This window comes from Aliicoccus persicus, assembly GCF_900110815.1.
GTDB lineage: Bacteria > Bacillota > Bacilli > Staphylococcales > Salinicoccaceae > Aliicoccus > Aliicoccus persicus.
Map to the genome: position 1 here is coordinate 301,128 of NZ_FOIT01000002.1, position 15,318 is coordinate 316,445.

Consider the following 15,318-nt stretch of genomic DNA (forward strand, 5'->3'; position numbering starts at 1 on the left):
GTAGGACTTTTTTTCTAAAGCTCTGCATTTCTGATTTTTTTGTTAAATGCCATTAATGGTACAACGAGTAGTGTCCAAATACCAGATGCTACAAAAATAACCGATACACCAACGATATCTCCTATAAACCCTGCGATTAAATTCATGAAAGGGATGGATACCATCGTGATAACACCGACTAATCCCATAACTCTACCCCTGACTTCAGCATCAATTGTTATTGACTGAACAGCATTAAACATGACGCCATTGATGACTAAAGCAAATACCAAAAAGAATTCAGCGAGCACTGATATGATGAGCACACTTGATAGACCAAGTATAATAATGAAGATCCCTCCAGTTAATATAGAAAGAATCATCGCTTTGCCAACCCCGATACTGCGTTCGATATTACCTGAAACTAAGCCGCCTAAAATACCGCCTAGAATACCTGCTATAGATAATATGCTTAGTGTCAGTGCATTTCCTTCCAGTTGATCGTAGACAAGTGCCGGGTAGAACGGGAAAAAGAATGAGGCCATATTTAAGATTATTGTAATGTAAACAATGCTCAGTAAGTAGGGATGATTTTTAATCGTTATCCATCCTTCTTTTAACATTTCAAAGTAATTGGGATATTCAATTTTGGCATCAGATGATTCTCGTGTGCCATGCATTGTAATTAAAGTTAAGATGAGTGATGCGACAAGTAAAAATACACTGTTTAGTAAAACGGCACTGACTGAACCAATGTATACAATTAATGCGCCAGCTAACAGTCGTCCAATGATGTCAGATAACTGATTGATAATACCAAACATTCCGAGCGAGGCAGTAAACAGTTCTTTACCTACTAAATCCGGTGTGATTGATGATCGGGCATTCGTATAAAAACTTGTCGTTATGTTTGTAAGAATAACAGCGATGATTGCAATTTCTATGGTTACCTCACCTATTATGTATATGGCGACCGCAGTAATAAACATGATTAAGCTGGATAATAGTGTCATTAAAATCATAATTTTTTTGCGGTTGTATTTATCGGTTATTACTCCGGATATTGGAGAAATAATCAGGTTCGTTAAGTGCATCGCAACGACGATTAAAGAACTATAGAGCATAGATTCCGTTTCAGCGTAAATTATCCAGGCAACTGCAAAAGTAAAGAATGCATCACCAATAAGGTTCATACTTTCACTTGTCCAAAGTATTCTTAAGTTTTTAACTTCAAATAACTTTTTAAATGCTTGGAATTTTTTCATTGATGAGCTCCTTTTTATTTAATCAAATTATTTGCATCTAGAGTAAAATCAAAATCTTCGAATGATGAACCTATAATAATAATGAGACTATCTGGTAATTGTTATAATTATACTATACTATATATATATATATATAAAGTTTATTATTCAAAATTTATCTATAAACGTACACGAAGTTTAAATGTCTGTAGTGTGTAGAAGTTCATGATCATTGAATGGTGCTTGTAACATTCTTCCTCCAGGTAAACTAGCTACCCTTGTTTATTCTTAATAAAAGCAAATGTTTAATGACGAACTTAATATTCAGAATATTGTGAAATACCGATAAAAAAGGAGGTCTAAAGAAATTCATCAGAATATTCTTGAAAAAATAAGAAAAGGAGAGTTACTAATGAAGAAATTTCTATATGTACAATTTGCAGTGATATTACTTACTCTTGCATGTGTATTTAGTACAGCTAGTGCTGATACAGTCGTTGATAACAGTAATAAGTTAGATGGTGAAGTTTTTAATGTATTCAACATGGACCCAACAGTTTCAGAGCAAGAGTTAGAATCTGATTTGAATATATCATCACATGTGCAATTTGATTTTACGTCCTCTGATGAAGTTACATTAAAGGTATCATCAAAGGTATATGTGGGTACTTATACACTTGCAGACGAAGTTCTTATTGTAGAATTTGAGGATGATGGGGAAGCACAGATGAGTATCCAATTTGAAAATTTTAAACAACACGAAAGAAATGAGTCGTTATATACTGCAATAGTATATGATATCGAGAACGATAGTGGTGAAATGCAGGAACTTATGAGAGACATCCCTCTGGGAATGCTTTTAGGTTTTTATAAAGTAGATAAAGATATGAAGATCAATCTTAACGAAGAGATATTTAATGTATTCCACATGAATGCAACAGTTTCCTCAGAAGAGTTAGAGTCAGAGTTGATTACATCCTCAAGTGTGCAGTTTAATTTTACATCTTCTGATGAGGTCATATTAAAAACAGGGAACTCTGAATATGAAGGTACTTATACGTTTGAAGATGAAGTTCTTTTTGTGGAATTCGAGGATGATGACACATCACGAATGAGTATCGAGTTTGAAGATTTCAATCAACATGAAGTAAATGAATCATTATATACTGCAATAGTATCTAATATCGAGAACGATAGTGGTGAGATGCCGGAATTCATGCAGTATATTACTATTAATTCATATTTAGGATTTCACAACATAGATGAATAAACATAGAAAAACTATCAATGCTATGATAATATATTAAAAAATTGCAAGGGTGGATAATGCTGTATGGAAGAAACGACAGAAAAAACGAATATTTTTAAAATTATTACAGAGCCAAAAAGACAATTCGAACTGCTGAGACGACGACCAAAAATAGTAATTCCACTATTAATCGTTTTCCTAATAGGCATCGTCAATATTGTATTTGGTTTAACATTTAATCCGGATGTAAGTGAAGAAATATCAGAATCAAACTCATCCCTTGTACTCACAACAGTGTTCAACAGCATCATGGGCATTTTTGGACTATTTATGGTCATCGTCCTGCGTGCCGTTGTCTTAATGATTATCATGGCAATTGTGGAACCTGGTGAAGATATTCAGTACCCGATTACGATTACACTTTACTCATTTATCGTCGTTCAAATTGGTGCACTTATCAGCACAACGATCGCATTCTTCATCGATGGTAACCCAGGGAAGAACTACACGAGTTTAGGCGCGATTTATGCATCTGATATGTCAACACAGGATTTTGTCAATGACATTCAGTATATACTGTTAGAATCGATTAACCCATTTACAATCTGGATGCTCGTCCTCGTATTCATTGGTATTAAAGTACTGTACAAAACGACGACGACAAAAGCAGTTGTTGCAACAGTGCTGTTCTACATTCTTCCGTTGCTTGGATCGATGTTACTCGGCTCACTGTTACCGTCTGATTTAGATATGTAAGATAAAAAACAAACACTAAAATAAAATCATCTAAAATAGAGAATACCGTTGACAAATGTACCTTTATTAGGTATCATAGACAACGGTATATTTTTATATCACCCACGATGAGCCCCGGAAACTTGCCGTGAAGATATAAATTAAATAGCAACGTAGCTTTTTTTATTTTACAGGGAAATTTAGGGAAATATTAGGGAGGAACACACTATGCGTCAAACATATATGGCGAATGAATCAAACATCGAACGCAAATGGTTCGTAGTTGATGCAGAAGGACAAACGTTCGGTCGTTTATCTTCAGAAGTCGCATCAATCTTACGTGGAAAATATAAACCAACATTTACACCACACGTTGACACTGGTGACTATGTGATCATCATCAACGCTGACAAAATCGAATTTACAGGTAAAAAAGCATCAGACAAAGTTTACTACACACACTCAGGATACACTGGTGGTATTAAATCAATTACAGCTGGTGAATTAAGAGAGAAAAACCCAGTACGTTTAATGGAAAAAGCAATTCAAGGTATGTTACCGAAAAACCCATTAGGACGTAAACAAGCGAAGAAATTATTCGTATATGCAGGTAGTGAGCATCCACATGCTGCGCAAAATCCAGAAAACTACGAGTTACGTGGTTAAGAGGGAGGACTAATTAAATGGCTAAAGTAGAATATTTAGGAACAGGTCGTCGTAAGCATTCAGTCGCACGTGTACGTTTAGTACCGGGTGAAGGGAATGTTACAGTTAATGGACGTGACATGAGAGAGTACCTTCCTTATGAGAGTTTAATCTTAGATTTAAATCAGCCTTTTGCTGTGACTGAAACTGAAGGTAACTATGACGTATTAGTAAACGTTCATGGTGGAGGATTTACAGGACAAGCACAAGCGATCCGTCATGGTATTGCACGTGCGTTAATCGAAGCAGATCCAGAAAACCGTGGTGCGTTAAAGCGTGCAGGATTACTTACACGTGACCCACGTATGAAAGAACGTAAGAAACCAGGTCTTAGAAAAGCCCGTCGTTCACCACAGTTCTCGAAACGTTAATATACACTTTACAAGCACTTTCCAATCAAAGTTGGAGAGTGCTTTTTTTGTTTTTAAGTAATACTTTTGACTTTTTGTTAGCTATTTAGATCATATTGGATTAATACGTTAATCAGACATACTATATGATGATAATCGATAGAAATTTCTTTGAATGATATAATTAAGTCTATAAAATGCATGATTGAGAGGTTTAAATATGACTAATAGTAAATATATAGAATATTTAAAAACTGAAATTGAAGGACAACTCCTAGAGAGAAAGAGAGCATCAATAAGTCCAAAAGATGTTACTCAGTATATTAGTTCGTTTGCGAATGCAGAAGGTGGAAAATTAGTAATTGGAATCGAAGATAATGGAGAAATTTCGGGTTTTAATCATGCAAAAGCAAAAAATAAGGAATTGTATCTAGAAGCTCCTTATGAACATTTAAACAGAATACCAAGATACACTCATCAATTAATTGATGTGATGAACCATAATGGAATTATGGATCAAATTCTGGTTTTTGATATTGAACCTAGTTATGATGCCATTATTACCTTAAAAGATGATTCGGTTTATCTAAGAATCAATGATAAAAGCAGAAAACTAACACACAACTAAATTACAAAATTAGAATACGATCGTGGTGCACGCAGGTTTGAAGAAGAATTAGTAGAGTACTCTAGTATTGATGATGTAGAAGAAGACCTAGTAAATGAATTTAAACAGTTAATCAATACAAATGTAGAAAATGAAAAACTTTCGAGTAACTTAAATGAAAGTGCTTAGATATACAGAAACCCTAAAGATATCAAGGGATTCATACTGTTTTGAGTGACTCATAAATCGCGATATGAAAGCCTACAAAACTAGTAGCATAAAGGTTTAAATATACATACATGAATAACCTAAAATTCGCAGAAATATATACTTCGAAAAGTAGCAATAAAAGGTGGCATTGATATGTTGGAAATCGATAGAAATTATAAACTAATGGATGGGTCCACAATCAAGGTACTCAAATTATATAACGATTTTAAAACAGACAAGCAGTATGCAGTTGTATTATCTAATACTATTGAATATATTTGCGAACTAAGTGAATTATTAAAAATGATAGTAAAGTCTAATGAAAGGATATCTAAGCGAACCACTGATGAAAAAATTAAGCTTTACCGGTCTTACTTCCGAGGGAATGACGACGTTGTTGCTACAAGCTTTCGAACAAAAGAAGGAAAGATGGTATATTATCCATGGTGTCATATACGGAAACAAGTTCCATGTCCAAAAGTAGATAAACCTCAATTTCAATGTTCTATGTGTAGTGTACATAGTTTTCAAAAAATGACTGATGAGGTGATATTCAATCACCTAAGAGGTGTAAATAGTTATAATAAAGAAGTTTTGTATGGCCTTTATCCAATTGTAGATCAAGATAAAACATACTTACTAGCATTTGATTTTGACAAAAAAGAATGGAAAAAAGAAATTAAAATTATCTCTAAAGTACTAAATGAGTTATCATTAGATTACATTATTGAAATATCGCAATCAGGTAATGGATCACATATTTGGATATTCTTTGCAGATAAAATTCTAGCTAAAAAAGCTAGAAGCTTAGGAAATATTATATTAACTCAAGCAATGAAGGAATACCCAGAACTAAGTTTTGAGTCGTTTGATCGTATGTTTCCAAATCAAAACGAAGTTACTAACGGTGGTTTTGGTAATCTTATCGCCCTACCATTACAAGGGAAACGTGTAGTGAATGGATATAGCAGATTTATAGATGAAAATATAAAAATAATAGATGATATTTGGGGAGCTTTGGAAGGAACTAAAAAAATAGATGAATCAAAAATAGATGAGATTATAGAAAGATATTCTAAAGAACTTTCTATTAATTATTATAAAGCAGAACACAATCAAATTAATGAGGAAATGACTTTATTTGAAACTGATAACTATTTATCCGAAAAAGAAATTGATATCATAATTGATTCAGTTATAAAAATTAAAGTAAACGATTTAACTAAAAATGAAGTAGTAAAATTGAGATTCTTAGCTAGTTTTCATAACGGGGCATACTATAAAGCTTTAAATATGAGACTAAACACTAAAAATATTCCAAGAATGATTACACTATCTGATGTAGACAACAGTTTTATAAGATTGCCTAGAGGTTTAAAGAATCAAATCCTGGCCATATTTCCTAACGGGAATATAATAAATAAGTGTACTTCTGGAAAGCCCATAGAAGCGGTGTTTAAGGGTGAATTATATAAAACACAGAATATTGCATTAGAAAAACTAACACAATATGATCATGGTTTATTGAGTGCGGGTACTGGTTTTGGTAAAACGGTTGTTGCGAGTAAGCTAATAACTGAAAAAAGTGTTAGTACATTAATTATAGTGAATAGCAAAAATCTAGCGGAACAATGGAAATCACAGCTTGAACAAACTATAGACTTAAAAGACGAACCCTTTGCTGAGTTCACACCTACGGGGAGACTGAAGAAAAAAGGAAAAATAGGGGTAATTTACGGTGGTAAGATTGTAAGAAGTAAAAATATAGATATTGCATTGTTTCAAAGTTTAGCCACAATGGATGATGTTCAAGAGCTAATGAAAGATTATGGTATGGTAATAGTTGATGAAGCGCATCATGTAGCTGCTAATACATTTGAATATGTAATGTCTAAAGTAACGAGTCATTTTGTGTACGGATTAACGGCCACACCTAAACGTGAAGATGGATTAGAAAATATTGTATACATGAGGATTGGCCCTATCCGACATATAGTAGAAAAAGAAGTACCTAAGCATGTTGCACAGAAATTATATTTGAGATTTACAGGACTTGGCGAGCATGTCGTAAATATTCAAGACAACTTAATCCATGACAATAATGAACTAATTGTTAGTGATGTTAGTCGAAATGAAATAATTATTAATGATATCATTAATAATATTAATGAAGGTCGTCATATAATTGTACTTTCAAGGTATGTTGAACATATTAAAATATTAAAAGTACAGTTTGAAAAGTTAAAAAAGGATGCAAAAACTTATATTTTAAACAGTCATATGAGAACTTCTAACTTAAAAGAAGAAATGAATAATCTTAAACAAGAAGGAAAACCTTTTGTTTTATTTACTACTGGGAATTATGCTGGAGAAGGATTTGATTTACCAGCTTTAGACACTTTAATGTTAGTAATGCCAATAAAAGCAAAGGGAAGTATAAAACAATACTTAGGAAGACTTCTAAGGAATTTACACGATAAAGAAGAGCTTAGAGTGTTTGATTATGTTGATTACGCTGTTCCTATGTTTTATAAAATGTACTTAAAACGATTGAGAACTTACAAGCAACTTAATTATGCTATCGAAGAGAATGTTGAATCAGAGTTATATAGAAGTAATATTATTGAGGGAAATTACTACGAAATATTATCTAAAGATGTTAATAGTGCAAGTGAATTCATTGTGAACATTAAGTACTTATCTTCAGAAATTATAGAATGGTTACTAAATTTATCACGGGATTGTAGTGCTGATAAAATTGTTGTTGTATCAGAAAAGACTAAAAATATTATGTTTAAACAATTAGTTAGACTAAGAGAAAGCGGTTTTCTAATTAAGGTTACCTCACATGTATCAAATAATTTTGTTGTAATAGATAAAAAACTAGTCTGGATGATTTCAAATATTAGTAACGATGAAAATAAAAACGATATTTCATTGAGACTATTTAGTGAAGAGATAGCTAAAAAGATTATTCAGATGAAATAAAAACAAATCATTTGAATAAGATAAAATGTAAAGATCATATACTCCAAATGTTTAGTTTCAGGTCTAGTGATAGTTCTTATAGAATAAAGTAATGATAATTTCCGGACGATAATGATTAAAAGTCTTATAAACATTGAAGAATCAGTATTCTAGCAACCGGACGATAACCGGACGATAACCGGACGAAAAGATTGTATCTATAGAACCACAATGATTTTAAATGGCAGTGTGAAATCCATAAAGTACAAAATTTACAAAATCATCTGCATTGAAGTAATTAATGAAGCTATAATACCACTAGCAAGTAGTTTGATAAGTTACTCTATTGGTATTCTAGAGTGATCCTTGATGTAATTCTAAGAAATTTTAAAATTCATAAAACTTAAATATTAGGATGTAAAACAGTCTTTAAAAATATACAACTCCTCATAATCTCTAGAACTTAAGAAACCAGGTTTTAGAAAAGCCCGTCGTTCTCCACAGTTCTCAAACGTTAATCAATCTTTATAGATCATATCACCCCTTGGATCCAAGGAGTATTTTTAACATAATCATAGAGTAGTTTATATAAAAACCTATAGCTAACATTAGGTAAATTTTTTGTTCGGAAACTGCTTAAAATAAATTATACGGAACTAAACAAAAGCATATGAAGTGACTAGGTATTTTTCTGGGATTCGTTCACTGTTTTTAAAAATTAATTATTGTATAATACATACAAATATATGATGGAGAGTTAAACTAATGTTAGAAAAGAAATTTGAAGATATTCTGTATAATTCATCTGAAAATGAAACAGTAGAATTTAAAGCTGCCCAGAGAAATTTTAATATCCATCTTCTTGGGAAATATTTTTCTGCATTAAGTAATGAAGCATCTTTAAGTGGGAAAGAAGTAGCTTGGCTCGTCTTTGGAGTAAATGATCCAAAAAAATATAGAGGGACAGATAAATTCATTGTAGGAACTCATTATAAAAAAGAGAAGGGAGATATGAATAAAACCAAGCAACAATTAAAAGAACTTGTTAATAATAATCTTTCTTTTACTGAGATTGCTGAAAAATTCATTGAAGGAAAAAGAGTAATCTTTTTTGGTATTCCAGCTTCTTTAAGAGGAATTCCCACTACTTATCAAGATAAAGCGTATGGAAGAACAGGAGAATCGATTGACATCCTTTCTGCTTATGAAATGAAAAAAATATATAATCAAACGTCAGAAGATTGGTCTAAAATGATAGTAGAAGATGCGAGTATAGAAGACTTAAATAACGAAGCGATAAAGGTTGCACGCGATAGATTTAAAGTTAAAAACAGTAATTTAGTAGATGAAGTTGACACTTGGGATGACGAAACATTTTTAAATAAAGCTAAAATTACTCGTAAGTCAAAAATTACAAATACAGCGATTATCCTGTTGGGAAACCCAGAGTCTACCGAATTATTAAACAATGCACAAATAAACGTATCATGGATATTGAAAGATCAAGATAATATTGAAATTGACTATGAACATTTTTCGGCACCAATGTTAATAAATATTGATAATATTTATAATAAAATAAGAAATTTAAATTATCGATATATTGCAGACGATTCATTATTCCCGACAGAAACTAAGAAATATGACTCCTATGTGCTTCGTGAAGCATTGAATAATGCTATAGCACACCAAGATTATGGGTTAAACGGGAAGATTAATCTTGTTGAATATCCAAATAAAGTGGTGATATCAAATGTTGGTGAATTCCTGCCAGAATCTATAGAATATGTGATTAACTCAGGTACTCCGAGTGAAATTTATAGGAATCAATTTTTAGCGGATGCAATGGTATCGTTAAACATGATAGATACTATTGGTAGTGGAATTAAAAAAATGATGAATATTCAGATGAAGAGAACATTCCCTTTACCGTCTTATGATATTACTGATAAAGGAGCTTTGAATCCTAAAGTTAAAGTAACAATATTTGGAGAAATAATTGATGAGAATTATACCAAGTTACTCGTACAAAATAGTGAGTTATCTTTAAAAGATGTAATGCTTTTAGATAAAGTTCAAAAAAATGTTCGCATTAAAAAAAGTGATGCTGATTGTCTTAGAAGACAAAAATTAATTGAAGGTCGATATCCTAACATAATTATTGCTTCGCATGTAGCAGATATTACAGGTAAAAAGAATGAATACTTAAAAGATGCTGGATTGAATAATGATTATTACAAGGCTATGATCATGACTATGCTTGAAAAATATCCTAAAAGCACCAAACAAGAAATCCTTTCTTTATTAGAAGATAAATTACCAAATATTCTAGATAATCAACAAAAAATGAAAAAGGTTGATAACCTTTTGCAGTCTTTATCTAGAAGTGGAAAAATTAAATCAACAGGTAGAGGTTTGGGTGCAGGTTGGATAAAGCAATAACCTACATAGAATTAATTAGGTCATTAAAAGTATAGAATTAGGTTATTAGTACCTTAAAACCTTGATATCTTGTACTTTTAGAGAGAATTAATTAGGTTATTAATAGGTTATTAGTTTAAAAAGTAGTTACTAAAACAGAGTACTTATCGTCGTCAAACAGTTTATTAAGTTACACCTGAGTGATACTTGAAGCAATTAAATGATATTGAAAAATAAGAAGTCCCTTAATATAAAGATATACGACTGTCTTGACATCTGTACGAAACCCAAAAAATCTTCGAACGTAAGAATCCAGGTCTTAGAAAAGCCCGCCGTTCTCCACAGTTCTCAAAACGTTAATCAATATACAATTTACAAGCACTTTCCAATCAAAGTGGAGAGTGCTTTTTATATTATAATTTATTGAAGTCGCTAATTCACGTTTTTTTCTTGAAGTAGCGATGAATATCAAGGGCTGCCGATTCACCTGGATTTTTTCGTCTGAATTGGCAGGCAATCTCAATAGCTGCCGATTCAACGCAATTTTCTCTCTCGAATTGGCATGCTAGATCTAATTATCCCTACTCTTTCTGACTGGACCCTTATGATGGCTACTTCACGCTCATTTTTCCACCTGAAGTAGCCGGTTTTATAAAAAGCTGCTACTTCGCGCCATTATTTATGTCTGAAGTAGCCGGCAAGGATCTAGCCGTGCTCACTCACGACGATTTTCCGACTCGAGTGAGCATGAAAATGGAATTCGTGCTCACTCGGAGCATTTTTTTCAGTCCGAGTGAGCACGGCAGCCACCGCCCATCAATTAAAACCCACAAAAAAACAGGGTTTGGGACATAATATGGCTCGGACTTATGTCCCAGCCCCTTTCTCTATATTTTAGGAAATTTCATTGAAGTTTTATGAAGAACAATCTTTTGAAAGGAACTAAGTAAATATAAAAATAAAAAGGTTTTGAGTAAAATTGAAAAGCTGTTGAGTAACTCAGCAGAAAAGCACTGCGAGTTCCTAGAACCCCGATGATATCAAGTGATTCAAAGGGTGTTGAGTAACATTGAAAAACTGTTGAGCAACTCCAAAAAAAGTACTGAGAATTCGTAGTACCCCAATGATATCAAGGGATTTAATGGGTTTCGAGTAAAATGAAAAACGTTCGAGTAACTTAATAGAAAAGAGTAAGAACTCCTATGGAATCGCCTACACTTGATTTGAATCGTCTACACTTGATTGGACAACTCCTATGAGAGGGATCATTGCGTAAAGTTGTGAGTCCACAAGTTTATGAGAGAGGTCATTGTGTAAAGTTGTGAATCCACAAGTTTAAGAGAAGGGTCATTGCGTAAAGTTGTGAATAGACAAGTTTACGAGCGGGGTCATTGCGTAAAGTTGTGAACTGACAAGTTTATGAGAAGGGGCATTGCGTAAAGTTGTGAACTGACAAGTTTACGAGAGAAGTCATTGCGTAAAGTTGTGAACTGACAAGTTTATGAGAGGGATCATTGCGTAAAGTTTTGAGTCCACAAGTTTATGAGAGAGGTCATTGGGTAAAGTTGTGAAACCACAAGTTTACGAGAGGGGGCAGTGTTGATTAGCATAGCAGATTTTATCCTATGACAATACCATCTACCAACATTTACATACTAATTTTCCCTCTCAAGTAAGTTATTTTCTCAAAATCTTTATTGTTATTATTATCATTTCTATAACTATCTTTTGAAGAAGACTGATATATTTTTAAATATTGTTCTAAAGTTGGCACATAAAAATCGGCACCATCTATACTGAACTCCTGTAACTCAGAAAGCTGAACATTAGCAAATTCAGGTAAAGTATCAATACATCCAAATTCTATAGATATATCGCCACTCGAGAACTCGTGTTCATGACGATCAATGAGCTTGTATCCAAGATGATTCATAACATCATTAATCTGATCAAAGTTGTAAATTCTATCTTCATCAGGGGCATCCCAACCACGAGGATCACCTGGGACATGAATATCAATATCACTTGGTGACCATTCTCTATCACTTACAAATTCCAACCCTAAGGAACCCATCAAAGTAGGCTTTATATCTATAGCATTTAAAGAACGACAAATATTAATAAATTCCTTAAATAATGTTTTGTCCAAGTGTAAGCCTCCTTAAAAATCAATATGATCTGAACTTTGATATTCTTTGGAAATCTCTAATAATAAGTCAGACAGATAGTTATTAAATCCCTTCTCATATTTACTAAAAAACCTCTGTGCATCAGCTTCCAAGTATCGCATTGAAAGGGTAACAATTTCATTTTTATCAAAGTAATTTGCATATTCCAAATTAAGCTCATTAATTAATTCTTTCATAATCTTCTTAGACGCTTCGTTATCCTTTCTTTTTAAATAGATTTTCTTAAAATAATCATCGAACTCAAATTCATTTCTCTTAATGATATCTTGTACTTTATGAATAATCGTCTCATCTTCTATATTTATAAGGCGCTCTAATATTGTACTCTCTATTTCATCTTTGTTTTTCAAACTCTTTAAGTGCCTGATATTATCTATTTTAGATTCTAAATTTTCTTTTTGTTTCACCAAAAGATCTTCTTGTAGTGATAATAAATTTGAAATGTCATGCTCACTTTGAATGATTAACTTTATGTCATCTAAACTAAAATCTACCTTTTTTAGAGCGATAATTATTTCAAGTTTCAATATATCACTCATATAATACGCCCTGTGATCATTAGAAAGTCGTGTTGCGGATAATAAGCCAATTTCATCATAGTATCTTAAAGTTCTGATTGTTTGTCCTGTAAAATTCGCAACGTCTGATATAGAATATCTCATTTAATACTTGCACCTCACCTTACGTAACCCAGTACTGTAATTATAAGGAGGATGTAATAATGAAATCAACAGTTTATAAATATATGGATCAGAGTAAAGCGTTCAGGATTTTTGTTATAAAAGAAGATAAAAATACAATTGAAAGTGATGTAATCGGACTGAGTTCTTTTGCGTCTATACTACTCAGTCAGGAAGAAAGAATTTCTTTTTATTTTAAAGATATCAACAATGAAAAAATACTTACAACAGATATATACTCAAATCATAATTTCACATACAAGATTTATAATGATACAAAATGTGATGGATTATTGTTTGTAACAAAGAGCAAACTGAAGAATTTTGGTGCATCATATAACTCCATTTTAGAATACCAATCATTAAACTTGATTGATAATTTTGAGAGTTATTATAGACAAAGTGAACAATTAGAAGTATCAATTTTTCGAATCTCAAATCATCTGATTATGATTCAACCACTCCCTTTTTATAATGAAGACGACTATAAGACATTGAAAAGTTTATTCTATAAACATTTAGAGTCATCGCTAAACACTTTAATTTTTACTGAGAAAATCAATGTAAATTTTGAAGAAACAGTATAGTCTGACATTTACTTTTCAAGAGTAGAGATGAAGAGGTTAAATTTTTAATAGCTAGAGAATAATGCTAAGTTGTTACTAATGAGAACTGGTAGGGAATGAGAATAATGTCTAATGAATATGTGCTTACTTGTCCATGACAGTCGATGGATTTATAGCTGATGAAAGTCAGAGTGTTGATTTTTTACACGAAGTAGATGGTCAAGGTGATAATGGATTTTCTGATCTTTATGATGATGTAGATTTAGTTGTAATGGGATGAAATACCCTCAGATGGTTGCTAGACAATGGTGTGCATGAAAATCCTTATGCAAATAAAAAAGTAATCGTCATTAGCTTTAAACCAGTAAAGACAGAATTGAAGGATGTATCGCTATAATTAGTGCGTGGGCAATGGAAGGTTTCTCTCGCCCGAAGGAAGAAATCATTGCAATAATCAGTAAGCTAGATAGACAGTTTAATATAAATGCTAAGTAATAACTCAAAAATTAACAAAATTAAAGATGTACCAATTCATGATTTATAGAAGTCGATAAATACGAAATAAAATCAGGAAGGATGAACAAACAATGATTCAACCTTATATTTGTAAGACTTGTGGTGTTCAATATAGTAAATCAGAAAACCCGCCTGAAAATTGTATTATTTGTGAGGATGAAAGACAATATGTTCCACCAAAGGGTCACACATGGACAACGCTTGACGCATTGCAATCAAGTGATGAATACACCAATAATATAGAAAACAAAGAAGAATGCATATATTCCATAACAACTAAACCATCATTTGCAATTGGTCAAACAGCATACCTAGTACAGGGGAATAACTTTAATATGCTTTGGGACTGCATCACTTATATTGATGATAAGACGATAAAAACCATTAATGAGTTAGGTGGTATAGATGCTATCGCACTATCACATCCACATTACTACTCGACTCAAGTTGAGTGGGCAGAAACTTTTGATGCACCAATTTATATTCATGAAGATGACAAAGAGTGGGTAACGAGACCAAGTAAAAAAATTGTATACTGGTCTGGTGATGTCTTGAAACTTTCTGATGAGTTTTTCCTATATCGTTTAGGTGGACACTTTAAAGGTGGCGCTGTCTTGAATTGGACAAATGGAAATAATGAAAAAGGCATACTATTTTCAGGAGATATTATTCATTCCGTAGCAGCTGAAGGTTGGGTGACTTTTATGTACAGTTATCCGAATATGATTCCATTACCAGCACATACTGTTCAAGAAATGGCTAGAAAAGTTGAGCAAATAAAATTTGATCGAATCTATGTTGCATTTAATAATTCGATAAATGAGAATGCTAAAGAAATAGTCCGAAAGTCAGCCAAACGTTATGTACAAGCCGTTGAAGGTGAGTTGTTTGATACCTGAT

Annotated in this window: 13 protein-coding genes and 1 pseudogene; 11 read left to right on the forward strand and 3 right to left on the reverse strand. The window is 32.4% G+C overall.

Going from position 1 to position 15,318, the window contains the following annotated elements:
• Positions 1 to 14 precede the first annotated feature (14 nt).
• Complete coding sequence (locus tag BMW30_RS05160) at positions 15 to 1,244, reverse strand: MFS transporter (protein ID WP_091474569.1); 1,230 nt, start codon at positions 1,242 to 1,244, stop codon at positions 15 to 17.
• 391 nt (positions 1,245 to 1,635) lie between these two features.
• Between BMW30_RS05160 and BMW30_RS05165 the strand changes: the two genes are divergently transcribed.
• The 8 genes and pseudogenes from BMW30_RS05165 to rpsI (BMW30_RS10855) all read left to right on the forward strand — a co-directional run bounded on the left by BMW30_RS05165 (position 1,636) and on the right by rpsI (BMW30_RS10855) (position 10,827).
• Positions 1,636 to 2,493 (forward strand): hypothetical protein, encoded by an 858-nt coding sequence (locus BMW30_RS05165; RefSeq protein ID WP_091474571.1) that lies wholly within the window; start codon positions 1,636 to 1,638, stop codon positions 2,491 to 2,493.
• Positions 2,494 to 2,556: 63 nt separating this feature from the next.
• Positions 2,557 to 3,228: a YIP1 family protein gene (locus BMW30_RS05170; protein WP_091474573.1), complete on the forward strand. Its 672-nt coding sequence runs from the start codon at positions 2,557 to 2,559 to the stop codon at positions 3,226 to 3,228.
• Positions 3,229 to 3,435: 207 nt separating this feature from the next.
• Positions 3,436 to 3,873 carry a 50S ribosomal protein L13 gene (rplM, locus tag BMW30_RS05175; protein ID WP_091474575.1) on the forward strand — a complete coding sequence of 146 codons (438 nt, stop codon included), beginning with the start codon at positions 3,436 to 3,438 and terminating at the stop codon, positions 3,871 to 3,873.
• 17 nt (positions 3,874 to 3,890) lie between these two features.
• Complete coding sequence (rpsI, locus tag BMW30_RS05180; RefSeq protein WP_091474577.1) at positions 3,891 to 4,283, forward strand: 30S ribosomal protein S9; 393 nt, start codon at positions 3,891 to 3,893, stop codon at positions 4,281 to 4,283.
• A gap of 199 nt (positions 4,284 to 4,482) precedes the next feature.
• A pseudogene (locus BMW30_RS05185) lies at positions 4,483 to 5,031 on the forward strand (AlbA family DNA-binding domain-containing protein); the annotation flags it as partial.
• A 201-nt stretch (positions 5,032 to 5,232) separates the two neighbouring features.
• Positions 5,233 to 8,067, forward strand: coding sequence for a TOTE conflict system archaeo-eukaryotic primase domain-containing protein (locus tag BMW30_RS05190; RefSeq protein ID WP_091474581.1), 2,835 nt, complete (start codon positions 5,233 to 5,235; stop codon positions 8,065 to 8,067).
• Between the two features lie 744 nt (positions 8,068 to 8,811).
• Positions 8,812 to 10,488 carry an RNA-binding domain-containing protein gene (locus BMW30_RS05195; RefSeq protein ID WP_091474583.1) on the forward strand — a complete coding sequence of 559 codons (1,677 nt, stop codon included), beginning with the start codon at positions 8,812 to 8,814 and terminating at the stop codon, positions 10,486 to 10,488.
• 255 nt (positions 10,489 to 10,743) lie between these two features.
• Complete coding sequence (gene rpsI, locus BMW30_RS10855; RefSeq protein WP_377910603.1) at positions 10,744 to 10,827, forward strand: 30S ribosomal protein S9; 84 nt, start codon at positions 10,744 to 10,746, stop codon at positions 10,825 to 10,827.
• Positions 10,828 to 12,115: 1,288 nt separating this feature from the next.
• Here the strand turns inward: rpsI (BMW30_RS10855) and BMW30_RS05200 are convergent.
• Positions 12,116 to 12,616 (reverse strand): phosphoribosylanthranilate isomerase, encoded by a 501-nt coding sequence (locus tag BMW30_RS05200; protein WP_091474585.1) that lies wholly within the window; start codon positions 12,614 to 12,616, stop codon positions 12,116 to 12,118.
• A gap of 12 nt (positions 12,617 to 12,628) precedes the next feature.
• Entirely contained in the window at positions 12,629 to 13,318 is a 690-nt protein-coding gene (locus BMW30_RS05205; RefSeq protein ID WP_091474587.1) for a MerR family transcriptional regulator, read from the reverse strand.
• A 59-nt stretch (positions 13,319 to 13,377) separates the two neighbouring features.
• Here BMW30_RS05205 and BMW30_RS05210 point away from each other — a divergent pair, with 59 nt between their 5' ends.
• The 3 genes from BMW30_RS05210 to BMW30_RS05215 all read left to right on the forward strand — a co-directional run bounded on the left by BMW30_RS05210 (position 13,378) and on the right by BMW30_RS05215 (position 15,317).
• Positions 13,378 to 13,923, forward strand: a complete 546-nt coding sequence (locus tag BMW30_RS05210; RefSeq protein WP_091474589.1) for an Hsp33 family molecular chaperone HslO — start codon at positions 13,378 to 13,380, stop codon at positions 13,921 to 13,923.
• A 133-nt stretch (positions 13,924 to 14,056) separates the two neighbouring features.
• On the forward strand, positions 14,057 to 14,182 hold the full coding sequence (locus BMW30_RS10800) for a dihydrofolate reductase family protein (protein WP_281242142.1): 126 nt from the start codon (positions 14,057 to 14,059) through the stop codon (positions 14,180 to 14,182).
• A 307-nt stretch (positions 14,183 to 14,489) separates the two neighbouring features.
• Complete coding sequence (locus BMW30_RS05215; RefSeq protein ID WP_091474591.1) at positions 14,490 to 15,317, forward strand: MBL fold metallo-hydrolase; 828 nt, start codon at positions 14,490 to 14,492, stop codon at positions 15,315 to 15,317.
• Position 15,318: the final 1 nt, after the last annotated feature.